The organism is Corynebacterium mucifaciens, from assembly GCF_012396315.1.
Lineage (GTDB): Bacteria > Actinomycetota > Actinomycetes > Mycobacteriales > Mycobacteriaceae > Corynebacterium > Corynebacterium mucifaciens.
Genome location: NZ_JAAXPF010000007.1, coordinates 1 through 23,344 on the forward strand (window position 1 = coordinate 1; position 23,344 = coordinate 23,344).

General features: G+C 66.6%; 22 protein-coding genes. 14 read left to right on the plus strand and 8 right to left on the minus strand.

Going from position 1 to position 23,344, the window contains the following annotated elements:
• Positions 1–247 precede the first annotated feature (247 nt).
• The 4 genes from HF989_RS06935 to HF989_RS06950 all read right to left on the minus strand — a co-directional run bounded on the left by HF989_RS06935 (position 248) and on the right by HF989_RS06950 (position 4,430).
• Positions 248–1,027, minus strand: coding sequence for a hypothetical protein (locus HF989_RS06935; RefSeq protein WP_168685144.1), 780 nt, complete (start codon positions 1,025–1,027; stop codon positions 248–250).
• A gap of 186 nt (positions 1,028–1,213) precedes the next feature.
• Positions 1,214–2,980, minus strand: a complete 1,767-nt coding sequence (locus tag HF989_RS06940) for a pyruvate dehydrogenase (protein ID WP_168685146.1) — start codon at positions 2,978–2,980, stop codon at positions 1,214–1,216.
• Between the two features lie 5 nt (positions 2,981–2,985).
• A complete protein-coding gene (locus HF989_RS10765; RefSeq protein ID WP_168685148.1) occupies positions 2,986–4,182 on the minus strand; it encodes an alpha/beta hydrolase in 1,197 nt (398 codons plus the stop codon).
• Positions 4,179–4,430 carry a hypothetical protein gene (locus HF989_RS06950; protein ID WP_168685150.1) on the minus strand — a complete coding sequence of 84 codons (252 nt, stop codon included), beginning with the start codon at positions 4,428–4,430 and terminating at the stop codon, positions 4,179–4,181. Before HF989_RS06950 ends, HF989_RS10765 begins: the two co-directional genes overlap by 4 nt.
• Before the next feature lie 91 nt (positions 4,431–4,521).
• Here HF989_RS06950 and HF989_RS06955 point away from each other — a divergent pair, with 91 nt between their 5' ends.
• Both HF989_RS06955 and HF989_RS06960 read left to right on the plus strand, forming a co-directional pair.
• Entirely contained in the window at positions 4,522–5,352 is an 831-nt protein-coding gene (locus tag HF989_RS06955; protein WP_168685152.1) for a carbon-nitrogen hydrolase family protein, read from the plus strand.
• A gap of 78 nt (positions 5,353–5,430) precedes the next feature.
• Positions 5,431–6,762: a sodium/glutamate symporter gene (locus HF989_RS06960; protein WP_168685154.1), complete on the plus strand. Its 1,332-nt coding sequence runs from the start codon at positions 5,431–5,433 to the stop codon at positions 6,760–6,762.
• A gap of 169 nt (positions 6,763–6,931) precedes the next feature.
• On the opposite strand, the gene HF989_RS06965 is transcribed toward HF989_RS06960, so the two are convergent.
• Positions 6,932–7,138, minus strand: coding sequence for a DUF2283 domain-containing protein (locus HF989_RS06965; protein WP_168685156.1), 207 nt, complete (start codon positions 7,136–7,138; stop codon positions 6,932–6,934).
• 301 nt (positions 7,139–7,439) lie between these two features.
• On the opposite strand from HF989_RS06965, the gene clpB reads away from it, so the two are divergent.
• Positions 7,440–9,986, plus strand: coding sequence for an ATP-dependent chaperone ClpB (gene clpB, locus HF989_RS06970; protein ID WP_168685158.1), 2,547 nt, complete (start codon positions 7,440–7,442; stop codon positions 9,984–9,986).
• 11 nt (positions 9,987–9,997) lie between these two features.
• Complete coding sequence (gene panC / locus HF989_RS06975) at positions 9,998–10,801, plus strand: pantoate--beta-alanine ligase (RefSeq protein ID WP_168685159.1); 804 nt, start codon at positions 9,998–10,000, stop codon at positions 10,799–10,801.
• On the opposite strand, the gene panB is transcribed toward panC, so the two are convergent.
• Positions 10,798–11,616 (minus strand): 3-methyl-2-oxobutanoate hydroxymethyltransferase, encoded by an 819-nt coding sequence (gene panB, locus HF989_RS06980; RefSeq protein ID WP_168685161.1) that lies wholly within the window; start codon positions 11,614–11,616, stop codon positions 10,798–10,800. The two genes, panC and panB, sit on opposite strands and share 4 nt — an antisense overlap.
• A 69-nt stretch (positions 11,617–11,685) precedes the next feature.
• Here panB and HF989_RS06985 point away from each other — a divergent pair, with 69 nt between their 5' ends.
• From HF989_RS06985 to HF989_RS07020, 8 genes are all read left to right on the plus strand, one after another.
• Positions 11,686–12,108 carry a DUF4265 domain-containing protein gene (locus HF989_RS06985; RefSeq protein ID WP_168685163.1) on the plus strand — a complete coding sequence of 141 codons (423 nt, stop codon included), beginning with the start codon at positions 11,686–11,688 and terminating at the stop codon, positions 12,106–12,108.
• 21 nt (positions 12,109–12,129) lie between these two features.
• The gene (locus tag HF989_RS06990; RefSeq protein WP_168685165.1) at positions 12,130–12,972 is read left to right on the plus strand and encodes a sulfurtransferase; all 843 of its coding nucleotides are present in this window, start codon (positions 12,130–12,132) and stop codon (positions 12,970–12,972) included.
• A 43-nt stretch (positions 12,973–13,015) separates the two neighbouring features.
• Positions 13,016–13,996, plus strand: a complete 981-nt coding sequence (locus HF989_RS06995; RefSeq protein ID WP_168685167.1) for a type III secretion system chaperone family protein — start codon at positions 13,016–13,018, stop codon at positions 13,994–13,996.
• Between the two features lie 4 nt (positions 13,997–14,000).
• Positions 14,001–14,528, plus strand: coding sequence for an orotate phosphoribosyltransferase (gene pyrE, locus HF989_RS07000; RefSeq protein WP_168685169.1), 528 nt, complete (start codon positions 14,001–14,003; stop codon positions 14,526–14,528).
• Positions 14,521–15,174: a TrmH family RNA methyltransferase gene (locus tag HF989_RS07005; RefSeq protein WP_168685171.1), complete on the plus strand. Its 654-nt coding sequence runs from the start codon at positions 14,521–14,523 to the stop codon at positions 15,172–15,174. The genes pyrE and HF989_RS07005 overlap by 8 nt, the downstream gene beginning before the upstream one ends.
• Before the next feature lie 70 nt (positions 15,175–15,244).
• Entirely contained in the window at positions 15,245–16,441 is a 1,197-nt protein-coding gene (locus HF989_RS07010) for a glycoside hydrolase family 76 protein (RefSeq protein WP_168685173.1), read from the plus strand.
• Between the two features lie 48 nt (positions 16,442–16,489).
• Positions 16,490–17,524, plus strand: a complete 1,035-nt coding sequence (fbaA, locus tag HF989_RS07015) for a class II fructose-bisphosphate aldolase (protein ID WP_168685175.1) — start codon at positions 16,490–16,492, stop codon at positions 17,522–17,524.
• 71 nt (positions 17,525–17,595) lie between these two features.
• Positions 17,596–18,768 carry an FUSC family protein gene (locus HF989_RS07020; RefSeq protein ID WP_168685177.1) on the plus strand — a complete coding sequence of 391 codons (1,173 nt, stop codon included), beginning with the start codon at positions 17,596–17,598 and terminating at the stop codon, positions 18,766–18,768.
• Positions 18,769–18,849: 81 nt separating this feature from the next.
• Here the strand turns inward: HF989_RS07020 and HF989_RS07025 are convergent, their stop codons facing one another.
• Both HF989_RS07025 and HF989_RS07030 read right to left on the minus strand, forming a co-directional pair.
• Complete coding sequence (locus HF989_RS07025) at positions 18,850–19,713, minus strand: PRC and DUF2382 domain-containing protein (protein WP_168685180.1); 864 nt, start codon at positions 19,711–19,713, stop codon at positions 18,850–18,852.
• 324 nt (positions 19,714–20,037) lie between these two features.
• Positions 20,038–20,832, minus strand: a complete 795-nt coding sequence (locus tag HF989_RS07030; RefSeq protein WP_168685182.1) for a hypothetical protein — start codon at positions 20,830–20,832, stop codon at positions 20,038–20,040.
• Between the two features lie 52 nt (positions 20,833–20,884).
• Between HF989_RS07030 and HF989_RS07035 the strand changes: the two genes are divergently transcribed.
• The gene (locus HF989_RS07035) at positions 20,885–22,174 is read left to right on the plus strand and encodes an adenylosuccinate synthase (RefSeq protein WP_168685184.1); all 1,290 of its coding nucleotides are present in this window, start codon (positions 20,885–20,887) and stop codon (positions 22,172–22,174) included.
• A gap of 46 nt (positions 22,175–22,220) precedes the next feature.
• Positions 22,221–23,303, plus strand: coding sequence for an ATP-grasp domain-containing protein (locus HF989_RS07040; protein ID WP_168685186.1), 1,083 nt, complete (start codon positions 22,221–22,223; stop codon positions 23,301–23,303).
• The last annotated feature ends 41 nt before the right edge of the window (positions 23,304–23,344 follow it).

Sequence of the window (23,344 nt, forward strand, 5' to 3'; positions counted from 1 at the left end):
CACCGTCGGTTGAAGTCGACACTCGGCAAAGGGTGCACCACCATCGCCGAGCACCGGCAAGCATTAAGTGCGTAACAACGAGACAACGTCCCCCAAAACGCACTCCAACTTTTTGTCCGCACCCCCGTTTGAATACCGAATAGCTGGGTCCTTATAGCTGGTTTTGAGGGCGATGGTTTCGCCCCTGTTCGGACCGTGTGGGCAAGCGTCGTGCCCCGCGCTACCGCGCGAGGCACTCGAGCTCACGCTAGCGGCGGGTGGTAAGAACCTGCGTCTCGTCGCGGTTGAGCACAGAGCGTGCACCAGCGGCGCCGGCGAAGGCCGAGATTACGGCACCGATGAGCAGGCCGGCGAAAGTCCACCACGTGCCCTCTGCGGCGTCATCGGAGTACTCGTTGTAGGTGTCGCGTGCCTGGTCGGCGGCATCGTTTGCAGCGTCGCGGGCGCGGTCTTCGGCGTTGTTGATGTCCTCCTGGGACACGTTGTCCTGCGCGGCGTTGGACGCGTCTTGCGCATCCTCGCGGGTGACGTTCGTGGCGTTTCCAACGGTCTCCGCCACAGTTCCGCTGACGTTGCCCAGCACGGAGCCCAGGCCGCCGATAATGGAGGAGCCCAGCCAGCCGGCCAGAATCAGGGAGGCGATCAGGGAGGTAGCCCACGTGCCCAAGCCGTGGAACAGGCCGGCACGCACGCCGAGTGCACCGGAGACATAGCCAGCGGCGGCGAAGGCCACGGCCAGGGAGATGAGCGCGAAGATGCCGGTGGCCAGTCCGCCGGAGCCCTGCAACCCCATTGCCGCAGCGCCTACGCCGAGCAGGATCATGATGGCCAGGAACGTCACCATACCAGCGAAGATTGCGCCCCAGGACACGTTGCCGGTGGACACTTCGGTGGAATCGGTGCCGATCCAGGCTTCCTGGCCGATGCGCTGGTCCTCGTCGGCGACGGTTTCAGAGTGCACGGCAGTGCTGGATGTCGCCGGGCGGGGCGCGCGTTGAGCACGGCGGGAGTTCTGGGGAGAAGTCATAGTTCTAAACCTTTCTTCGTGGAATCAATGACAACTCACACCACGGTACGTGATTGGTGCGACCAATGGGTCGCAGTTCGGTAACACTTGACCAACAGAACGGATGCAGACGTCGTCCACGCACACACAAAAGCCCAGAGCGCTGAAGGCTCTGGGCTTAAGGGATGCGGTAGCAAGCGCTACACGTTAGCCACCGAACTCGATGGCCGCGGCGCCGCCGATGTGGCGGAGGTTGGACTTGGCCAGGTTAAACAGTCGGCCGACGCCGCCCTCGAGGAAGGCGGTGCGGGCGCCGGACTTGGCAAAGCCCTTCATCATGTCCCAGGTGATTCCCGGCGGCAGGGAGAGAGCCTCCGGGTCGGTGACGATGTCCACGAGCACCGGGCCGTCGTAGGCAAGGGCTTCCTTGAGCACCGGCTCGAGGTCGTCCGGATCCTCAATACGGAAGGACTTGATGCCCACGCCGTTAGCAATCTCGGCGTAGTTGGCCTGCTCGTGGTCGGTGCCGAAGTACGGCATGCCCGCCACCATCATCTCCAGCTTCACCATGCCCAGCGACGAGTTGTTGAAGCAGATGACCTTCACCGGCAGTTGGTGCAGCTTGATGGTCAGCAGCTCGCCCATGAGCATGCCCAGGCCACCGTCGCCGGACCAGGAGATCACCTGGCGGTCCGGGAATGCGGCCTGCACGCCGATGGCCATCGGCAGCGCGTTGGCCATGGTGCCGTGGAGGAAGGACGCGCCCTCATCACGCTTGCCGTTCGGGGTGAGGTAGCGCGAGGACCACACGTTGCACATGCCGGTGTCGACGGTGAAGTAGGCGTCGTCGTCGGCAAGCTTATCCAGCACGGATGCAGCGAGCTCCGGGTGGATCGGCTTCTTGGATTCGAAGGCCTGGGTGGTGTAGTGGTCCACCACGTGCTCGAGCAGCTGGTAGTGGCGCTTGAGCATCTTGTCCAGGAACTTGCGGTCGGTCTTCTCCTCGATGTGGGGAAGGATGTTCTCGATGACGCTCTTCACGTCGCCGACCACCGGGTAGTCCACCTTGGTGCGGCGGCCGATGTGTGCGCCGTCGATGTCGATCTGGGCGACGTTCTCGTCCGGCAGCCAGTCGGTGTACGGGAAGTCGGTGCCGACCATAATGAACAGGTCGGACTCATCCATGGCTTCAACGCAGGCGCCGTAGCCGAGAAGACCGGACATGCCCACATCAAACGGGTTGTCGTACTCGAAGTACATCTTGCCGCGGAAAGAGTGGCCGATCGGGGACTTGATCTTTTCCGCCAGCGCGAAGACTTCGTCGCGCGCGTCGCGCGCACCGTAGCCGCAGAAGAGGGTGACCTTGTCGGCCTTGTTAATCGCCTCAACCAGGCGGGCGGCCTCGTGCGGGTCCGGGTAGACGCGCTTGTTCTTACCGGTGGCGTAAACGGAGTCGCTGGTGTGCGGGCCGTCGGCGGTGTCGGCAGCGAAGATGTCGCCCGGCACGACCATCACGGACACGCCGTTGCCGGCCATGGTGTTCTGCAGGGCGTTGTGCAAAACGCGCATGCCCTGATCGGCTTCGTGCACAACCTCGCAGTAGGAAGAGCACTCCTGGAAGAGCAGCTCCGGGTGGGTCTCCTGGAAGAAGGAGGAGCCGATCTCAATCGTGGGAATGTGGGAGGCGATGGCGAGCACCTTCGCGCCGTCGCGGTGGGCCTCGAAGAGGCCCTGCACGAAGTGGGTGTTGCCCGGGCCGCAAGATGCGCCGCACACTGCGAGCTCGTCGGACGCGAGGGAATCTGCGCCAGCGGCGAACGCGGCGGCCTCCTCGTTGCGTACGTGGACCCACTCAATATCGCTCTGACGCACTGCGTCAGACAGCGGGTTGAGCGAGTCGCCCACTAGGCCGTAAACGCGCTTAACGCCTAAGTCCTCTAGGCGCTGCACTACCTGTTCGGCAAAGTTTGGCATTGTAGTTACTTCTCCTCAAAGGTCGTTTCATTCGGCACCCGCCATGGTAACGAGTTTTCCGTGGCACGGTCAGAGCGTTGTTGCAAAGCAGACACAAAGGCCGGGTCTGTGAAGTAGTCGCAGTGTCCGCCCCGAACTCCAGGCACCTGCTCGCCGCCCCACCCTACATACGACGGCGACGCACCGAGGGCCGCCGACGGCCCCGAGCGCAGCAGCAAGATCGGGTCGGTGGGCGAATCCACCACATGCACGGTCGCCTCGGGCCCCGCCAGCGTGAGTTCGGAGGCGTGTGAGGCCGCCACGCCGGCGCTGCCCAGGATCCACAGATCATCCGCAAGCAGGCCGTGCGTACTCGCCGCTTTGGTGGCCAGCAGGGTGCCGTAGCTGTGGGCGACCACGGTTTTCTGGGCGTCGGGGTACCGTTCGTCCAGCGCCGCCTGGAACATGGCGAGGTCATCCGCACCCGCCTCCGCCCGGTGCGGGGAAATCGCGTCCGTAAGCAGCGGGGGAGGGGCGTAGCCCTGCCACACCACGACTGCCGCTCCGGTCTGCTCGGACAAGTTGCGGGCTTTCTCCAGCTCCCCCGCCAGCTGGGAGGGTTTCCCGGTGGTGGCGCCCGCGACCATCGTGATCACGCGCTCCGGGTCGACAGCGTCGCCCACAATGACAGTGGCTGCAGTTGGGCCCGCCTCCAGGAACACACCGCCTGCGGCGGCCACCGCCTCGCGGGTGGACGCCGGCACGGTCTGGGCATGCTTGGCGTCCAGGGATGCCAGATCCTCATCCGGGTGCGCAAAAAGCGGGTCGTACACCTGCTCTTTTCCTGCGGCGCCCAGCAACGACTGGGACAACTGCAAATCCAGCATCATGGACATCGCGTTGAGCCACAACACGCCGCGCGAATGGAAGTGCCTGGCGGCGAAACGGGCAGCCTCGTCCAGCTCGCGTTGCGTCTGTGCCGCGTTGTCCAGCAGCCCTGCCGCCGTGTGTAGCCGAGCGGCGCTCGCGTCCAGCTCAGCTCCGTACCCTGCAAGGCGTGCCGTGGAGGCGTCAAAGGCAGGGCCACGAAACCCGGTAGCGCCAATCGCGGCAGCCGACGCTGGGGCGTGTGCAGCGCGCTCAGATGCCGCCGCAGCTGCGAGGCGGACCGCGGCAGCGGCGGCAGCCAGTTCGTTCGCGTCGAGTGCGGGTGCGTAGATCACGGCGCCAATTTCCTGCTCAGCGAGGTGTCCAACCGTTCGACCTCTAACGCAAATGCGGCGACATCCTCGAGGTGGGTGGTGATGCGGGACGTGGTGGCGTCGATACGCACATGCTCCTGCTGCTGCAGCGAGGCTAGCGCAGCGGCGGAGCGCGACGGGCGCAGGTGGGCAAGCGGTGGCGCCGCAAAGCTGCGGATGCAGCGCCGGGCCACGGGTGCGGTGCTGGTGGTCAGTTCAATGATTGCCATGCGCTCAACCCAACGTGAACGAAACAAGCGATTCAAGGGGCTGGTCCTAAACTGTGGATAACCGCCCTTCCGCGCACCTAGAGTTATCCACATGAAGATCGCGCTCTTGCAAATCGCCTCCGGCGGCAACAAGATGGACAACTTGGCCATGATCACCCCGCTGGTGCGCGATGCCGCGGCGGCGGGCGCCACCCTCATCGTGCTGCCGGAGGGTGCGAGCCAGGCCTTTGAGCAGGGCAGGCTGGACACTCAAGCCGAGGAATTGGACGGGCCGTTCGCCACCGGCCTGCGCACGCTTGCCGACGAGCTCCGCGTCACCATCGTCGCCGGCATGTTCCGCCCGGCAGACACCAAGACGGTGAACTGCAAGGAGTTTAACCGCGTGTACAACACCGCGTTGATTACCGGCGGCGGTGTGCACACGGGCTACGACAAGATCCACACCTACGACGCCTTTAACTACAAGGAGTCGGACACTGTGTGCCCCGGCGAGGAGCTGGTCACGTTCGTCCACGAGGGGACGACGGTGGGCGTGGCTACCTGCTTCGACATTCGTTTCCCCGAGCAGTTCCAGCAGCTTGCCGCGCGCGGCGCGCAGGTGGTCGTAGTGCCCACGAGCTGGGCGGACGGGAACAGCAAGGTGGAGCAGTGGCGCACGCTCACCGCGGCGCGCGCACTGGATGTCGGCGTGTTCATCGCGGCGGCGGGTCAGGCGCGGCCGCACCACGAGGTCGAGGCCGGCCAGCCGTCCGGGCCCACCGGGGTCGGGCACTCTGCGGTGGTGAGCCCGACGGGTGTGCGCCTGGCTGAGGCCGGCTACGGGCCGGAAACGCTCGTCGTGGAGATCGACCCGAGCGACGCCGCGGCGGCGCGTAAGGAGCTCCCGCTGGCCGCGATGCGCGACAGCAGCGTCATGCGCTGAACCGCTGCTGGGCATCACCCGTGGGATAAAGTTGCACGCGGTTTGTCCGCAATAACTGGATAGAAAAGAGGTGCTGCGATGGAATTCACCCCATACACGCTGCTTACAGACGTTGGCTGGATCTCGGTCCTGCTGATCGTCGGCAACATTTTGCGCAACCGCTTGAAGCTGCTGCAGGCGCTGCTGTTGCCCGCTCCCATCACCGCGGGTCTGCTCGGCCTGCTCTTGGGCGATGAAGTCCTCGGCGTCATCCACTGGTCCGACCAGGTGGGTACGTACACCACGCTGCTCATCGCGGTCGTGTTCGCGTCCATGGCGTACTCTATGGATCTCGGCGGTTCCGTCGCCTCGGGTGCGCGCAACATGTGGGGCTACTCCACCGCAATGTTCATGGGCCAGTGGGGCCTATTTGTGCTGCTCGGCCTGTACTTCTTCGCGCCGTTGTTCGGCACCGAAATCTGGTTCGGTATGATGCTGCCAGTCGGCTTCGTCGGCGGCTTCGGCACCGCCGCGGCCGTCGGCTCCGCGCTGGAGGAAATCGGTGTGGAGGGCGCATCTTCGCTCGGCTTCACCTCCGCGACCGTGGGCACGCTCGTGGCGATTGTCGGCGGCGTGATCATGGCCAACTGGGGCATCCGCAAAGGCAAGGCATCCCAGCTCGCGGGCACGCTTCCCGACGACCTGCGCACCGGCTACATCCGCAACGAGGAAGAACGCCCCTCCATCGGCAAGGCCACGACCAACCCGTCGTCCATCGAGCCGCTCGCGCTGCACGCCGGCTTCATCGTGTTTACGGTGCTGATCGCCTACATGCTCAACTCAGTGATCAAGGACCAGTGGTCGAACGTTTCCATCCCGCTGTTCGCTATGGCCTTTGTGGTCGGGCTCGTCGGACGCCTCGTGCTGAAGCTCACCGGCCGTCAGAACTACCTGGACAGCTCCACCATCAACTCGGTCTCCGGCGCCGCCACCGACTACATGATCGCCTTCGGCATCGCCTCCATCGTGCCCGCAGCCCTGGCCGGCTACTGGCAGGCGCTCGTCGTCCTGTTCGTGCTCGGCACCGTGTTCTGCCTTGTGTGGATGCTGTGGGCCGGTCCCCGCTTCTTCGGCGAAAAGTGGCTCGAGCGCGGCCTGTTCGGCTGGGGCTGGGCCACCGCCGCCGTTGCCACCGGCATCGCGCTTTTGAAGATGGTGGACCCGAAACTCAAATCTGGCACGCTCAACGAATACGGCGTGGCCTACGTCGGTTTCGCTCCGTTCGAGATCGGCATGACCATCCTCGCGCCGATCGCCGTCATCGCCGGCTTTGTCACCGGGTTCGCCTGGGTGTCCTTCGCTGTTGCAGTCGGAGTTGTGGTGATGGCGTACGTGCTGAAATGGATACCGGTGCGCGAGGAGTCGTCGTAAAGCGGGGTGCTCTATGACGGGCGTTTACGAATAGCCAAAGGGATGTATTGTTGCCCCGCTAGCCAGGCAGCGGCAGCGGGGTTCATTGCGTTCGTGAGCCGGTGGGAAACGCGGTGGAATCGAAGCTGCTTCTGCCCGTCGGGTGCCACGGCGGTGACACTATTCCACGCTATTTTCGAAGGTAATCTGCAGGAAGGATTAAGGAAGCGTTCACGAACTCGATACCAATAACCTTTCCATCTTCATCAACGTCTATCTCTATTTCCCCTTCCATTCCTTCTGTAGTTATTGCTGATATCTGCTTTTCTGGAAGGGCACCTGATTGCGATATGGCTAAATATGCTGCGTCAGCTTCTGGGTCATAATTGAAATTCATGATTTGGCTTTCGTAACGGTTATCACATTTCCACTCCAATTATCAGCAATAGCTCGAATCCCGTTGTCGCATCACCCCTGCTGGTTCGACTTTTTTAATAACGTGTTCAACTAGCTCCGCAGGGCCCACCATCACTACGCGTTACACCACGCTAAGGGGCACAACCATCTAGGTACACTTTTCGCTGTTTAACCCTGAGCCACCCTCGCGCAGCTTTTTTGCCGTTGACAGGAACAGACTCAACTCCTGGTGCGTTACACATAGTGCGAAACAACGTTAGGCAAGAAAGGACCATGGATTCATGGCGAACAAGTACACGCAGAAGACGCAGGAGGCCCTGCAGCAGGCGCAGATGCGCGCCTCCGCCGCAGGCAACCCGGAGATACGCCCAGCTCACGTGCTGGAGGCGCTGCTGAAGCAGCAAGACGGCATCGCCGCCCCGGTGCTCAAGGCCACGGGCGTGGACCCGGAGACGGTCGCACGCGAGGCCGGCGAGCTGATTAGCACGTACCCCAGCGCGCAGGGGCAGAACATGGCGAACCCGGGCCTCAACCGGGACTTGCAGGTCGCACTGAGTGCGGCGCAGGATCTCGCGGGCGAGCTTGGAGACGAGTTCGTGTCCGCCGATGTGCTGCTGGCCGGCATTGCCAAGGGCGGCGACGACGCCGCGGAGCTTTTGACCAAGCGCGGCGCTACTTTCGACGCGCTCAAGGAGGCCTTCTCCTCAGTGCGCGGCGGCAAGACCGTGACCTCGGAGAACCCGGAGGATCAGTTCCAGGCGCTGGCGAAGTACTCCACCGACCTGACCGCGCGTGCGCGCGAGGGCAAGATCGACCCGGTCATCGGGCGTGATTCTGAGATCCGTCGCGTGGTGCAGGTGCTGTCCCGCCGCACCAAGAACAACCCGGTGCTCATCGGTGAGCCGGGCGTGGGCAAGACCGCGATCGTTGAGGGCCTGGCGCGGCGCATCGTCGCGGGCGACGTGCCCGAGTCCCTGAAGGGCAAGACCCTGATCTCGCTGGATCTGGGCTCCATGGTCGCCGGCGCGAAGTTCCGCGGCGAGTTCGAGGAGCGGCTGAAGGCTGTGTTGGACGAGATCAAGGAGTCCAACGGGCAAATCATCACGTTTATCGACGAGCTGCACACCATCGTCGGCGCCGGTGCCTCCGGCGACTCGGCGATGGATGCGGGCAACATGATCAAGCCGCTGCTCGCCCGCGGTGAGCTGCGCCTTGTGGGCGCAACCACGCTGGACGAGTACCGCCAGTACATCGAGCAGGACGCCGCGCTGGAGCGCCGCTTCCAGCAGGTCTACGTGGGCGAGCCGACGGTGGAGGACACCATCGGCATCCTGCGCGGCCTGAAGGAGCGCTACGAGGTGCACCACGGCGTGCGCATCCAGGACTCCGCGCTGGTGTCTGCTGCCGAGCTGTCCAACCGCTACATCACCAACCGCTTCCTGCCGGACAAGGCCATCGACCTGGTGGACGAGGCTGGCTCGCGCCTGCGCATGCAGATCGACTCCTCCCCGCAGGAGATCGACGAGCTCGAGCGCATCGTGCGCCGCCTGGAAATCGAGGAAATCGCCCTGCAGAAGGAATCCGACGCCGCGTCCCAGCAGCGCCTGGAGCACCTGCGCGAGGAGCTTGCCGACCAGCGCGAGCGCCTGGGCGAGATGAAGGCGCGCTGGGAAAACGAGAAGGCCGAGGTGAACAAGGTCCAGTCCGCGAAGGAGGAGCTCGAGCGCCTGCGCAACGAGTCTGAGATCGCGGAGCGCGAAGGCGACTACGCCAAGGTCTCCGAGCTGCGCTACGGCCGCATCCCGGAGCTCGAGGCAGAGGTGGCGAAGGCGGAATCCGAGGCCAGCAACAAGACCATGCTGGAAGAGGAGGTCACCCCGGACATCATCGCGGACGTCGTGTCGTCCTGGACAGGCATCCCGGCCGGCAAGATGATGCAGGGCGAAACCGAGAAGCTGCTCCACATGGAGCGCGTGCTCGGCGAGCGTGTCGTCGGCCAGCGTGAGGCTGTGGTCGCGGTCTCCGACGCGGTGCGCCGCTCGCGCGCCGGCGTGGCGGACCCGAACCGCCCGATCGGCTCGTTCCTGTTCCTCGGCCCCACCGGCGTGGGTAAGACGGAGCTGGCGAAGTCCCTGTCGGAGTTCCTCTTCGACGACGAATCCGCCATGATCCGCATCGACATGTCCGAGTACGGCGAGAAGCACTCCGTCGCCCGCCTGGTTGGTGCCCCTCCGGGGTATGTCGGCTACGACGCTGGCGGCCAGCTCACCGAGGCGGTGCGCCGTCGCCCGTACTCGCTCGTGCTTTTCGACGAGGTGGAAAAGGCGCACCCGGACGTCTTCGACGTGCTCCTGCAGGTTCTGGACGAGGGCAGGCTCACCGACGGCCAAGGCAGGACCGTGGATTTCCGCAACACCGTGGTCATCCTCACCTCCAACCTGGGCGCCGGCGGCAACCGTGAGCAGATCATGGACGCGGTCAAGCACCACTTCAAGCCGGAGTTCATCAACCGCCTCGATGACGTGGTCGTCTTCGAGCCGCTGAGCCAGGACCAGCTCGTGGGCATTGTGGACATCCAGCTGCAGGGCCTGGCCGAGCGCCTCGCCGCCCGGCGTCTGACGCTCGATGTGTCGGATTCCGCGAAGAGCTGGCTGGCGGACCGCGGCTACGACCCGGCATACGGTGCCCGCCCGCTGCGCCGCCTGATTCAGCAGGCCATCGGCGACCGCTTGGCCAAGAAGCTCCTGGCCGGCGACATCCGAGACGGCGATACGGTGCACGTCGACGTGGCCGACGGCGGCGAGGGCCTGGACGTCACGGCGCGCTAGATAATGGGTGCATGACCAAACTCGTGCACACTCCGGAAGCGCTGGCTGCGGCGCTTCCTACCGGACCTATCTCCCTCGTCCCCACCATGGGCGCGCTGCACGACGGCCACCTCGCCCTCGTGCGCGCCGCCGCAGCGCTGGACAATCCCGTGGTGGTCAGTATCTTTGTCAACCCGCTGCAGTTCGCGCCGGGGGAGGACCTGGACAACTATCCGCGGACGCTGCCGGAGGACGTCGCAAAGCTTGAAGCGCTCGGCGTCGACGCGGTGTTCGCGCCCGCGCCGGAGACCATGTACCCGCACGGCCCGCGCACCACGATCCAACCCGGCCCGCTGGGGTCGGTGTTGGAGGGTGCGACGCGGCCGACGCACTTCGCGGGCGTGCTCACGGTGGTGGCGAAGCTGTTTGCGCTCACCCGCGCCACCGACGCGTTCTTCGGCGAGAAGGACTACCAGCAGCTCGCGCTGATCCGCCAGATGGCGGAGGACCTGCACCTCCCGGTGCGTATCCATGGTTGCCCGATCGTGCGCGACACTGACGGCCTCGCGCTGTCGTCGCGCAACCGCTACCTCTCTGCGCAGGAGCGCGCGATCGCGCTGGCCATCCCGCGGGCGCTTGCAACCGGCAGCCTGTCGGAGGCGCGCTCGCTTCTCGACGCTACCGAAGGCCTCGAACTCGACTACCTGGTCACCACCGCCCCGGATATGACCGACCTGCCGGCTGGTTACACCGGCCCGGCGCGGATGCTGGTGGCGGCGAAGGTCGGCGCGACCCGGCTGCTGGATAACGCCCCGATCGAGGTTGAGCGCGGCTAGAACGCGTGCTCGTCGGCCGGGAACTCGCCGCGGTGCACTGCCCGCTTGAACGCTGTCGCCGCCGCTTCCAGGTCAGCGCCAACGGAGCCGAACTTCCGCACGAATGCTGCCCGGTGATCCCCGGCCGGGACGTCGGCCATGTCGTGCCAGACCAGCACCTGGGCATCCGTGCCCGCACCTGCGCCGATGCCTACCGTGGGGATGGGGCACGACGCGGTGAGTTCAGCGGCCAGCGCGGCTGGAACCATCTCGAAGACCACCATGTCCGCGCCGGCCTCGACCACCGCCGCGACGTCTCGGCGCAGCTGGTCGGCGCCCGCGTCCCGGCCCTGCACCTTGAACCCGCTCAGGTTGTCCACGGATTGCGGCGTGAAACCGACGTGGGCGCACGCCGCCAGGCCGGCGTTCTTCAACGCCCGGATGCGCGGGGCGATCCGCTCGCCGCCTTCCAACTTCACCATGTGGGCACCGGTGCGGCGCGCAAGCTCGGTGGCGGTGCGGACGCATTGCTCGTCGCTCGCCTCGTAGCTGCCAAACGGGAGATCGATGATCACAAGGGCGTTTCCGGCCCCGCGGACGACGGCTGCGCCGAGGTACGCCATCTCGTCCACAGACACCTGGTTGGTGGTCTCGTACCCGTAGACCACGTTGGCGGCGGAGTCCCCGACCAGCAGGCACTCGATGCCGGCCTGCGCAAACACGCGCGCGGTGGAGTAGTCGTAGGCGGTGAGCATCGCCCACTTCTCGCCGTCGGCCTTCTTCCGCGCGAAGTCCGCGACGCGCACCTTTTTCGTTGGAGCAAGGTATCCAGTCACAGCTGCAGTCTAAGTCAGCGCCCTGCGCCGAAAACCACGCAGGAGGCCGCAGCGTTTACACTGCCCTGCATGCAACCAACCACCACGATCATCACCCGCGTTGCTGTCCCCGGCGTCGAAAGCGAGCAGCTGCAGGCGCACCAGATCGGCCGGGACCACTTTGTGGTGGCGAGCGTGCCGTTCGTAGACACGACGCTCGCCATGGGCGACATCGTGGAGTGCGTGACGGTCGGCGGGGCGTTCCACGTGGACAGGGTGGTCGTGCGCGGCGGCGCGTCGACGGTGCGCGTGCTGCCGGAAGACCCGGAAGGCCAGGACCCGAACGAGATCGCCGGCACGCTGCTCGCGTTCGGCTGCCGCGTGGAGCTCGGCCCGGGCGGCATGCTGGCCGCCAGCATCGGCGCGGATTGCCCGCGTGAGGGGATCACCGAGTGGCTGAGCAGCCTGGAAGCGCAGGGCGCGATCCAGCTCGCCCCCGGGTACATGGCGTAAAACCCCGTTACACTTGCGGCCATGAGCGTCTTTGTCTCCGCCGCTGAGCTCAACGAGCGCATCCAGGCCGGCCAGAAACAGACCGTCATTGCCGCGCTGTGGGAGCCGAAAGCGGGCAAGGCGTGGTCCAAGTTCCAATCGGAGCACATCCCAACGGCGCTGTACTGCGACCCGTCGGTGCAGCTCGCGGGCATGCCGGGCCGGCGGGTGGGCCGCAACCCGATGCCCAGCATTGACACGGTGGCGAAGGCCGCCGCAGGCTGGGGTATCGAAGCCGGCCGCCCGGTTGTGGTCTACGACGGCGGCAACGGCCTGTTCGCAGCCCGCGCCTGGTGGGTTTTGCGCTGGGCGGGCGTGCAGGACGTGCATATTCTCGACGGCGGCTTCGCGGCCTGGGACGGCCAAGGCCTGCCCACCATCGCGGGTCCAGGCAGCGTCGTGGTGCCGCGCGAGGCCCAACTCACCGCGGGCAGCCTGCCTGCCGCGACCATGGACGACGTGCGGGCATTCGAGGGCGTGCTTATCGACGCCAGGGGTGCCCGCCGTTTCGCAGGCCGCCGCGAAACCCTGGACCTGCGCGCCGGGCACATCCCGGGGGCGAAGAACCTGCCCGTGAACGACCTGTTCGACGACGACACCAACACGGTCAAGGATGCCGACGCCATCCGGGAGAGCTTCGCCCAGATCGGCGTCACGCAGAACACGGACCCGGCCAGCGTGATCGCCTACTCCGGCTCCGGCAACCACTCCGCCCTGCTCCTAGCCGCGCTGGAGCACGCCGGCCTGCCGTTGCTCACGCACTACGTGGGCGGCTGGTCGCAGTGGAGCGCCAACCGGGACAACCCGGTGGCATCTGACATGTAAGCCAGGCGTGGCCGTGTCGGGGCGCGCGGTAGCATAGTCCGCGATGGTCACCCTGTTGTTTCTCCTCGCGCTCGCGGCGTTGCTTGGCGCCGTGGCGCTTTTCGTGTCGGATGCGCGCGAGCGCTCGGCCGAGACAGGCAACACAGACAGCGCCGCCACCACGGCAGCGCCCGCCGAGAAGGACGAGGCACGCACTGACACGCCGGCCGAGAAGCCGGTGAAATCCCGCGCGCCGGGCAAACGCGCCCGCCGCGCCTGGGCCCGCGAGCGCGGCTTCAACTTCGAGAGCGCCGACGAGTTGCTTGCCAGCGAGTGGTCGCGTGGCGCAGCGGCCGGGGGAGCGTCGGCGCGCAACGTCGCAACCGGCAACGCGTACGGCCACGACGTGCACGTGGCGGACCTGGGGGACTCCGTCGTTGTCGCGATGGGCACGGGCGCGGAGACGCGGGCGGTGGTCGACTTCCGCCGGGAGGGCCTTGCTGCAGAAACGTCCGACGACCTAGTGGAGCTGGACAGCTACAGCGGGTTTCGGTGTTTCGCTACGCAGGCGGGGGCGGGCCGGAGGTTCGTCGATAGCCGAGTGCTCACGGCGCTCGAGCAGCTGCCCACCTCGGTGCAGGCGGTGTGGTTCGAGGGGGCGTGGGCCATCGCGGAGCTCACGCGCGAGTCGGGCCCGGGGGACTGGGACGCCGCACTCGCGCCGTTGGCGCTGCTGGCGGACGCGGCGCGCACGCTGCCGCCCGTCGAGGACGTTCCACTCACCTTGCCGTACCCCACCCGCACCATCCCGGGCGAGCAACCCGCGGCGCTGCCGGAGGCCGATCCGGAGCCGGTGATGCAGCGCCCGGAGGACCCCGTGGCGCTGCCCACCCGCACCACCGGCGGGACGCGCGGCGAGGTGGAGGACCATGACCTCGGCGGTGACGATGTGAAAGCCATCGCGGGCGACGAGCGCCGCGTGGTGGATCTCACGCGGGTGCGCCGGGTGCAAGGGCCAAGCTCGATTTTCGACGACAAGGAGTAAAGACATGAAAGAACGGCTCGCTGAACTGGTCAAGGAGCTGGCAGTGGTGCACGGCAAGGTGACGCTGTCGTCCGGCAAGGAAGCGGATTACTACGTGGACCTGCGCCGCGCGACACTGCACCACGAGGCCAGCCCGCTCATCGGTGCGCTGCTGCGCGAGCTCACCGCGGACCTGGAGTTCGACGCCGTGGGCGGCCTCACCTTGGGCGCGGACCCCGTCGCGACCTCGATCATGCACGCCGAGGGCCGCCCGGTCGACGCGTTCGTGGTGCGCAAGGAGGCCAAGAAGCACGGTATGCAGCGCCGCATCGAGGGGCCGTCGATCGCCGGCAAGCGCGTGCTGGTTGTGGAGGACACCACGACCACCGGCAACTCGCCGCTGACCGCCGTGGAGGCCTGCCGCGAGGAGGGCGCCGAGGTGGTGGCGGTGGCCACCGTCGTGGACCGCGCGACCGGCGCCGAGCAGGTCCTGCGCGACGCAGGCCTGGAGTACCGCTACCTTCTCGGACTCGAAGACCTGGGCCTTGCCTAACGACGAACTCCGCGGCCCCACCGAGTGGAACGAAGGCCGCCACGGCGTCGGCCCCTGGGAGGGCGCCTGGCCGGAGGACCCGCGCTACGACCCCGCCTTCCTGGAGGAGGGCGACCGCCGCAACGTCGTCGACGCGTACCGGTACTGGTCGCTGGAGGCCGTCGTTGCGGACCTGGACCAGCGCCGGCACCCCTTCCACGTGGCCATCGAGAACTTTGAAAACGACATGAACATCGGCACCGTGGTGCGCACTGCCAACGCGTTTCTGGCGCGGGAGGTGCACATCGTGGGCCGCAAACGGTGGAACCGCCGCGGCGCGATGGTGACGGACCGCTACCAGCACATCCGGCACCACGAGACGGTAGCGGACCTCATGGCGTGGGCGGCGGCGGAGGGCATCCCCGTCGTGGCCATCGACAACACCCCCGGGTCCGTGCCGCTGGAGACCGCGCGGCTGCCGCGCGAGTGCGTGCTGCTGTTCGGCCAGGAAGGCCCGGGCGTCACGGAGGCGGCGCAGGAGGCCGCGGTGATGACCTGCTCCATCGCCCAGTTCGGCTCGACCCGCTCCATCAACGCCGGGGTCGCGGCAGGCATTGCCATGCACGCCTGGATCCGCCAGCACGCGGACCTCTCCCAGGCGTGGTAGCTCCGTTATCACCCCGCCTGCGGCCTCTGGCAAGATAAGGGCGAATCGTTACTTCCTGAGGAGGCACCCCGTGCCGGAAACGTGGGCGCACCGCGCCGACCTGGCTGAATCTGCCGTGACTGAGCGCCACGCCCAGAGACTGTGGGGCATGCCCAAGACCAACCTGGCGGTGGTGACGTGGCCGCCGGGACCGAAGGACCGGGCGTTTTGGCACTGGCACTACTGGTGGCAGGCGCAATACCTGGACTGCCAGGTGGACGCGGCGACGAGGCGCGGGACGAAAACGCGCCGCCGGCGGATTGCGGACACGCTGCGCGGGATCCAGCGGCGCAACCGCGGCAAGCTCACCGCCAACCGGCACTTCGACGATAAGGCCTGGCTGGCGCTGGCGTGGAACCGCGCGACCAACCTGGACGGCATCACCCGCACTCGCCGCCTGGGGGCGCTGGAGTTCGACCTGCTCGCGGGCATCGACCCGGTGATGGGCGTCCTGCCGTGGCGCACCGGCGAGACCTTCTACAACGTGCCCTCCAACGCCACCGCAGCCCTGCTGTTCGCCCGCACCGGACGCCTGGACAAAGCGCAGGAGATCGTGGACTGGATCTTTGACAACCTCGTGCGGGAAGATGGCCTGCTCAACGACGGCATCCGGATGCGCATGAGCGGGCCAGAGGTGGTTGAGAAGATCTACACCTACAACCAGGGCACCGCGCTGGGCGCGAGCCTGGAGATCGCGCTGGCGCTGCGGGAAGACGTGGGCCTCGCGCACGACGAGCAGATCGATTCCTTCGAGTACTCCGAGCGCGCGGACGCCTCCATGTTCTACATCACCCACATCCGCGCGATCGTGCAGGCAGTGGCCCTGCGCATGGCGAACCCGCAGGGGGTCCTGCTCAGCCCGCCGGAAGAATCGGGCGAGGGCGATGGCGGCCTGTTCAAGGGCATCCTCGCACGCTACCTGGCTGAGGTCGCGGTGCGCTTGCCGGAGGATTCGAAGGAGAACATCGCCACGAAGAAGATCGCCGCGCGCCTGGTCATGCAGTCCGCGGAATCGCTCTGGGCGCACCGCCTCGAGGTGGACGGCCTTCCGGTGTTCGCGGCGGAGTGGACCCAGGATGCGAAGTTGCCGCACAACTACGGGCTCGGGCCTGCGTCGATAAGCGAGGCGGTTGGGCTCGTCCGCATCGACGAGCGCGACCTCTCGGTCCAACTGTCCGGCTGGATGCTGCTGGAGGCGGCGGCGCGGGTAGCTGCGGCGCAGGGGTAAAACGGGCATACTTGGGGGCGTAACTGAACCCGTACGCAGGAGGATCCCATGCCTATCGCAACCCCCGAGGTCTACAACCAGATGCTGGACACCGCCAAGAAGGGCGGGTTCGCGTTCCCGGCGATCAACTGCACGTCGTCTGAGACCATTAACGCGGCAATCAAGGGGTTCGCGGAGGCGGAGTCTGACGGCATCATCCAGTTCTCCACCGGCGGCGCGGAGTTCGGCTCCGGCCTGGGCGTGAAGAACAAGGTGGCGGGCGCGAAGGCGCTGGCCGCGTTCGCGCACGAGGTCGCGCAGCACTACGACGTCAACATCGCCCTGCACACGGACCACTGCCAGAAGGAAGTGCTGGACGAGTACGTCCGCCCGCTCATCGCCATCTCACAGGAACGCGTCAACGCCGGCGAGCTGCCGCTGTTCCAGTCCCACATGTGGGACGGCTCCGCGGTGCCGATCGACGAGAACCTGGAAATCGCCCAGGACCTCCTGGCCAAGGCCAACGCGGCGAACATCGTCCTCGAGGTGGAGATCGGCGTCGTCGGCGGCGAAGAGGACGGCGTTGAGGCGAGGGCCGGCGCGAACCTCTACACCAACGAGGCGGACTTTGAAAAGACCGTCGACGCCCTGGGCACCGGCGAGAACGGCCGCTACCTGCTGGCCGCGACCTTCGGCAACGTCCACGGCGTGTACAAGCCGGGCAACGTGAAGCTGCGCCCCGAGGTCCTCGACATGGGCCAGAAGGTCGCCGCCCGCAAGCTGGGCCTGGACGAGGGCGCCCAGCCGTTCGACTTCGTCTTCCACGGCGGCTCCGGCTCCGAAAAGGAGAAGATCGAGGAGGCGCTGCGCTACGGCGTGATCAAGATGAACGTGGACACCGACACTCAGTACGCGTTCACCCGCCCGATCGCCGGCCACATGTTTGCCAACTACGACGGCGTGCTCAAGGTCGACGGCGAGGTGGGCAACAAGAAGGCCTACGACCCGCGCTCGTACCTGAAGAAGGCCGAGCAGGCCATGTCCGAGCGCGTCATCGAGGCCTGCCAGGACCTCCACTCCGTGGGCAAGTCCGTGTCCAAGTAAGCGCTTTCTGCTTCACGACGAACCTCCGGTCCGCCGGAGGTTCTTTTCATGCCCGCCTACACTGTCTAACCATGGCGAAACAGAGGATGGGCACGCGAGAGCGGCTCCAACTAGTGGATAAGTCTGTGCAGGCGCGCGTGAAGCGGGTTCGCAAGCGCCTGCTGCCGATCATGCAGATCGGCCTCGCCTCCGGGTTCGCCTACTTCCTCGCCCACGACCTCGCCGGCCACCCGCGGCCGTTCTTCGCGCCGATCAGCGTGGTCATCATCATCGGCATGACGGGCGGGGACCGCGTGTCCAAGTCCGTGGACATGGCGCTCGGTTGCATCCTCGGCGTGCTGGTGGGGGACCTCATCTTCTACAGGCTGGGCGACGGCGGCTGGCAGATCGCGGTCATCGTCGCAGGTTCCTTGCTCATCGCGTCGTTCTTCTCCAGCTCCGTGCTGGTGAACAACCAGGCCGCCATCGGCGCCATCCTGATCGCCACGATCATGCCGCCGGGCGCGGAGGTGACCGGCATCGACCGCACCATCGACGCGATCATCGGCTGCGTGGTCGCGATGGCCACCATCGCGTTGATCCCGCAGGCGCCGATGCAGTCCGCCCGCGCGGAGGTGTCCAAAGTGCTCGGCATCATGTCGTCGGTGCTCGACGACGTCGCCGACGGCATGCGCGACCACAACCCCGACGTCATCGACGAGGCCCTGGAGCTGATCCGCGGCACCCAGACCGGCATCGACGACCTCGCCGCCGCCATTAAGGCCGGCCAGGAAACGTCGCTGGTCTCGCCCTTCCTCTGGGGCACGCGCCGCTACATCAACTCGCTCGCGCGCGTGATCCCGCCCGTCGATAATGCGGTGCGCACGGCCCGCGTCCTTGCGCGGCGGGCGCGCGTGCTTGCCGATGACAACGATTCCGCCACCCCCGCCCAGATCGAGCTGCTGGATTCCCTCTCCCAGGTCTGCCTGGAGCTGTCGGAGGTGTACGACGTCAATTCCCGCGTCGCGCAGGCAACCGTGATCCCGCAGTGCGTCAACGAGCTGCGCGCCGCAGGGCAGAAAGCGGGCATGGACCTCATCCCCGAAAACGGCGTGCTGTCCGCCTACGCCATCTTGGCCCAGACGCGCTCGCTCATTGTGGACCTGCTCATGGTGTGCGGCATGTCCCACGAGTCCGCGCTGGCCGCGCTCGCTCCCACGTCCGAGACACCAAGTGTGGAGCCGGAAACCTTCGACCTCGACTAGCTTGCCCCAAGCAGCAAAAACCCCGGTGGGAGCAATCCCACCGGGGTGAACGCTTTGGGCTAGCGGCAGCTAACGCGCTGCTTAGCGCAGGTTGTCGCGGTCAGCGTCGCGGACGTCGCCCTCGACAACACCGTCGGTCTCGAAGCGCTCCTTGCGGACCTCCTCGGAAACACGCTCGGTGTCCTGAACGGTGTCCTTCTCCAGGGAAACCTTCTCCACCGGGACGGACTCCTTGGCAACGTTCACGCGGTCCTCGTGCAGGGTGACGGAAGCTTCCTGCTCGCCGATGTTGCCGTCGTAGTTAGCGCGGTCAGCGTCGGTGATCGGCTCGCGGACAACGCGGACCTCTTCGCGCTCAACCGGAACCTCGACGTTCTCGGTCTCGTTCACGACGTACTTGCGCAGGCGAACCTGGCCGGTCTCGACGCGGTCCTTGGAAACGTCGAGCTGCTCCTCGGAGCGGACGATCTCGTCATCGTTTGCAACGTGGCGGCCGGCATCAACAACGTCGCGGCGGTCAGCGTCGACCTCGCGCTCGCCAGCTGCGTAGCCAGCACCCGCTGCTGCGCCGGTGCCGGCAGCGCCAGCCTGTGCAGTGCGGTTGTCGGTCTCGTAGGTGGTCACGTCCTGGGTGCCCTCCAGGCCGTAGTGGCGGTAGAACGCGTCCTGGTCCTCGGTGGTGAGGTGGCCGTTCTCGTCCAGCTCCGGAGCGTCCTCAACGCGGTCCTTCGGGAATGCGAGGTGCAGCTCGCCGTCGCGGAGGGTGTGGCCGCGCAGCGGAACGATGGAGTCGCCGCCACCGAACATGCCGTGGTTCACAGACACGAAGTCCGGCTGGCCGGTGGCGTCGTTGACGTAAACGTCCTTGACGCCGCCGAGCTTCTCGCCGTCAACGTCGTATGCGGTTGCGTTTGCAAGGTCTTCGATGCGGTTCGTCTCAGCCATGATTTCTCCTTAAAGATTTTGGCTTGTAAATTTGTTGTGCTTCCGCAAGCCGGCAACCGGTCGTTGCGGGAACACCAACGAACGTAGGGGAGCCGCGCCGCCGCCGCGTGGACACTCGTTCAATTTAGCCCATTCGAACATGTGGTCGAGCGACAAACTGCCGCGTTTGATGTAGCCCCCGTCACACCCGCATGACGTGGATGTTCATGGCCTGTCGTCATCGAAATTGTTGGAGCTGGGACTGCCGCCGTGTATCGGCGCGGTAACGAACGGGGTCACATGCGCCCCAATCTTCACAATGTGAGATAAATCACAATGCGGAAGTTAGGGTTCGCGGACGCTCTGGATGTCGCGCAGATGGCGGTAGAAGGTGACTCGCTGCACGGGGCGGGGGCGCGCGACGCCGTCGATACGCACCGCGATCTCTTGGCCCCCCGCTTGCAGGGCGCGGCCTGCGAAGACGCGGGAGGCGTCGGTGCGGCCCACGGGCTGCCGCCGCAGGAACCGGCGTGTGGGCACGAGCGGGCTGACGTAGGGCACGGCGACGAGCCCGGGCGCGTCTGCGGTGGGTACGAGGCGCGCGCCGTACTCCCCGGCGCCGGCCAGCACCTCCGAGTCGACCACGATCTCGCCGGTAAACGGCGCGGAGCCGTCGCCAGTGAACAGTTCTGCCGAGCCTGCGACCACCTCGCCGAAGTCCGTGCGCACGCTCGGCATCGGCTGTACCGCGCCCTCGACCGCAAGCGCAACGTCGCCCGCGCCCCACACAAGCGCCGCAGGCGAGTGCGCGTCTACGGGCACGTACCCGACTTCCACCCACATGACGTCAGAGCGCATCAAACGCGTGAGCACGAGGCCGAGCGCGCGGTCGTCGCCGGAGACGATCACCCGCACCGGCTCGTCGGGCTGCTGCGGCGCGAACGCGGGGTCCCCAAGGTGGGAAACAGACGGGTTTGCCTGGATCTCATCCAAAGACGGGGTTGGGTCCTCCGGCAGAACCTCCCGCGCGATGTCCGTGAGAACCCGCAGCTCTTTCTGGCTGGGGTGCTGGGGGAGGTCGAGGCGCAGGGCCCCCGGGATGGCCGGAGCCTCGCCGCACGCGCAGTGGATGAGCCGCATGGCGCTCACGCTACAATATGGCCGTTATTGCGCCATATATAAGGAGTGTGCGATGTCCGCCATCATCATCGTGGGCGCCCAGTGGGGCGACGAGGGCAAAGGCAAGGCAACCGACATCCTCGGCGGCAGGGTGGATTACGTGGTCAAGCCGAACGGCGGCAACAACGCGGGCCACACCGTTGTAGTGGGCGGGGAGAAGTACGAACTGAAGCTCCTGCCTGCCGGCGTGCTCAGTGAAAACGCCACGCCAATCTTGGGCAACGGCGTCGTGGTGAACCTGGAAGCGTTGTTCGAGGAGATCGACGGGCTTGAGGCCCGCGGCGCCAACGCCGCGCGCCTGAAGGTTTCTGCCAACGCCCACCTGGTGGCCCCGTACCACCAGCAGCTGGACCGGGTGCAGGAGCGCTTCTTGGGCAAGCGCGCCATCGGCACCACCGGCCGCGGCATCGGGCCCACCTACGCGGACAAGGTCGCGCGTGTGGGCCTGCGGGTGCAGGACGTCTTCGACGAATCCATCCTGCGCCAGAAAATCGAGTCGGCCCTGGACGTGAAGAACCAGATGCTGGTGAAGATGTACAACCGCCGCGCCATCTCCGTGGAAGAGACGATGGACTACTTCGGCCGCTACGCCGAGCGCCTCCAGCCCATGGTGATCGACGCGGAGCGCGTGCTCAACGACGCCCTGGACCGCGGCGAGCACGTGCTCATGGAGGGCGGCCAGGCCACGATGCTGGACGTGGACCACGGCACGTACCCGTTTGTCACCTCCTCCAACCCCACCGCCGGCGGCGCGTGCGTGGGCGCGGGCATCGGCCCGACGCGCATCACGGCGTCCCTCGGCATTATCAAGGCGTACACCACCCGTGTGGGCGCGGGCCCGTTCCCAACCGAGCTGTTTGACAAGTGGGGTGAGTTCCTCCAGGTCACCGGCGGCGAGGTGGGTGTCAACACCGGGCGCAAGCGCCGCACCGGCTGGTACGACAGTGTGATCGCCCGCTACGCGTCGCGCGTGAACGGCTTCACGGACCTGTTCTTGACCAAGCTGGACGTGCTCACCGGCATCGGGGAGATCCCCATCTGCGTGGCCTACGACGTCGACGGCACGCGCTTCGACGACATGCCGCTGACCCAGACCGACTTCCACCACGCCGAGCCGATCTACGAGACCATGCCGGCGTGGGACGAGGACATCACCGGGTGCCGCACGTTCGACGAGCTGCCGCAGAAGGCCCAGGATTACGTCCTGCGCCTCGAGGAGCTCTCCGGCGCACCCATCTCCTACATCGGCGTGGGGCCGGGCCGGGACCAGACCATCGTGCGCCACGATGTGATGGAGCGCTAGGTCGGTCATTCCGTCCTAACCGGACACTGTGGGATAATGAACCACCATGACTGACGCGAATCCCGCAGAGTCCCCCAGCCGCGCGCTCATTCTGGGCACCTCGCCCATCGCGTTTGAGCTGGAGCAGGCATACCGGCGCCTCGGGTTTGTCACCCGCACCGGCGCGGCCAGCGACGCCGACGAGTTCCGCCCGGACATCATCGTCACCACGGGCGAGGCCTCGGATGCCATCGGGGACGTGGAGGCGGCCGCCGAGCGCGTCGGGGCGTCGGTAGCGCCGTCGGTAGACGCGTGCCGCCGGACCGCGGACCGCATGGCGGTGCGCACCCACGCCAACGAGGAGCTGGGTCTACCCACCCTGGACGACGAGTTCGCCAGCACCCCGCAGGAGATGCAGGACGCCGTCGAGCGCATCGGTTACCCGTGCGTGGTCAAGTCGCCCACGTTCAACGACGGCGAGGGGTTCAGCCTCGTGCGCAGCGACGCGGATCTCGCGGACGCGTGGCGCGGCGCTGACCGGGGAGACGGCCAGGGCGCGGTGGTAGAGCGCTACATCGACTTCGACTTTGAGGTGACCATCCTCACGGCGCGCTCCATCGACCCACAGACGGGCCAGCTGGCCACCTGGTTCTGTGAGCCAATTGGCACCCGCCACCGCGACGGCAAGCTCGTCGAGGCGTGGCAGCCCGCCCCGCTGCCGGAGGGCGCGATGGACAACGCGCGCTCCATCGCCGCGCGCATCACGGGCGCGCTCGCCTGCTGCGGCATCTTCTCGGTGGAGATGTTCGTCTCGGGCGATGACGTCTACTTCTCCCAGGTCACCCCGCGCCCCAGCCGCGACGGTTTGGTCACCCTGGCCACCCAGCGCATCAACCAGTTCGACCTCCAGGCGCGCGCGACCCAGCAGCTGCCGATTGATTCGACGCTGGTCAGCCCGGGTGCCGCGCGGCTGCTGGCTGGGCACTGGCCGTCGCAGCGCGCACTCGCCGCGGCGTTGGCGGTGGAGGAGACGACGGTGCGAATGCTTGGCGACGGCACGCTGGTGCTCGCAACGGCCGATTCCGCCGACGAGGCCCGCCAGCGTGCGGACGAGGCCGTCCAGGCGATCACCCGCATCGACGAGAAATAGATCACACCTTTCTGCCGGTCGTTGTGTCGGCAACGCCAGTA

Bases quoted from the DNA above. Each gene is read 5' to 3' on its own strand.
- fbaA (WP_168685175.1), top strand. From the start codon at position 16,490: ATGCCTATCGCAACCCCCGAGGTCTACAACCAGATGCTGGACACCGCC.
- HF989_RS06960 (WP_168685154.1), top strand. From the start codon at position 5,431: ATGGAATTCACCCCATACACGCTGCTTACAGACGTTGGCTGGATCTCG.
- panC (WP_168685159.1), top strand. From the start codon at position 9,998: ATGACCAAACTCGTGCACACTCCGGAAGCGCTGGCTGCGGCGCTTCCT.
- HF989_RS07030 (WP_168685182.1), bottom strand. From the start codon at position 20,832: ATGCGGCTCATCCACTGCGCGTGCGGCGAGGCTCCGGCCATCCCGGGG.
- HF989_RS07025 (WP_168685180.1), bottom strand. From the start codon at position 19,713: ATGGCTGAGACGAACCGCATCGAAGACCTTGCAAACGCAACCGCATAC.
- HF989_RS06940 (WP_168685146.1), bottom strand. From the start codon at position 2,980: ATGCCAAACTTTGCCGAACAGGTAGTGCAGCGCCTAGAGGACTTAGGC.
- HF989_RS06995 (WP_168685167.1), top strand. From the start codon at position 13,016: ATGGTCACCCTGTTGTTTCTCCTCGCGCTCGCGGCGTTGCTTGGCGCC.
- HF989_RS06985 (WP_168685163.1), top strand. From the start codon at position 11,686: ATGCAACCAACCACCACGATCATCACCCGCGTTGCTGTCCCCGGCGTC.
- HF989_RS06950 (WP_168685150.1), bottom strand. From the start codon at position 4,430: ATGGCAATCATTGAACTGACCACCAGCACCGCACCCGTGGCCCGGCGC.
- HF989_RS06955 (WP_168685152.1), top strand. From the start codon at position 4,522: ATGAAGATCGCGCTCTTGCAAATCGCCTCCGGCGGCAACAAGATGGAC.
- HF989_RS06935 (WP_168685144.1), bottom strand. From the start codon at position 1,027: ATGACTTCTCCCCAGAACTCCCGCCGTGCTCAACGCGCGCCCCGCCCG.
- HF989_RS07020 (WP_168685177.1), top strand. From the start codon at position 17,596: ATGGCGAAACAGAGGATGGGCACGCGAGAGCGGCTCCAACTAGTGGAT.
- HF989_RS07035 (WP_168685184.1), top strand. From the start codon at position 20,885: ATGTCCGCCATCATCATCGTGGGCGCCCAGTGGGGCGACGAGGGCAAA.
- HF989_RS06965 (WP_168685156.1), bottom strand. From the start codon at position 7,138: ATGAATTTCAATTATGACCCAGAAGCTGACGCAGCATATTTAGCCATA.
- HF989_RS07040 (WP_168685186.1), top strand. From the start codon at position 22,221: ATGACTGACGCGAATCCCGCAGAGTCCCCCAGCCGCGCGCTCATTCTG.
- clpB (WP_168685158.1), top strand. From the start codon at position 7,440: ATGGCGAACAAGTACACGCAGAAGACGCAGGAGGCCCTGCAGCAGGCG.
- HF989_RS06990 (WP_168685165.1), top strand. From the start codon at position 12,130: ATGAGCGTCTTTGTCTCCGCCGCTGAGCTCAACGAGCGCATCCAGGCC.
- pyrE (WP_168685169.1), top strand. From the start codon at position 14,001: ATGAAAGAACGGCTCGCTGAACTGGTCAAGGAGCTGGCAGTGGTGCAC.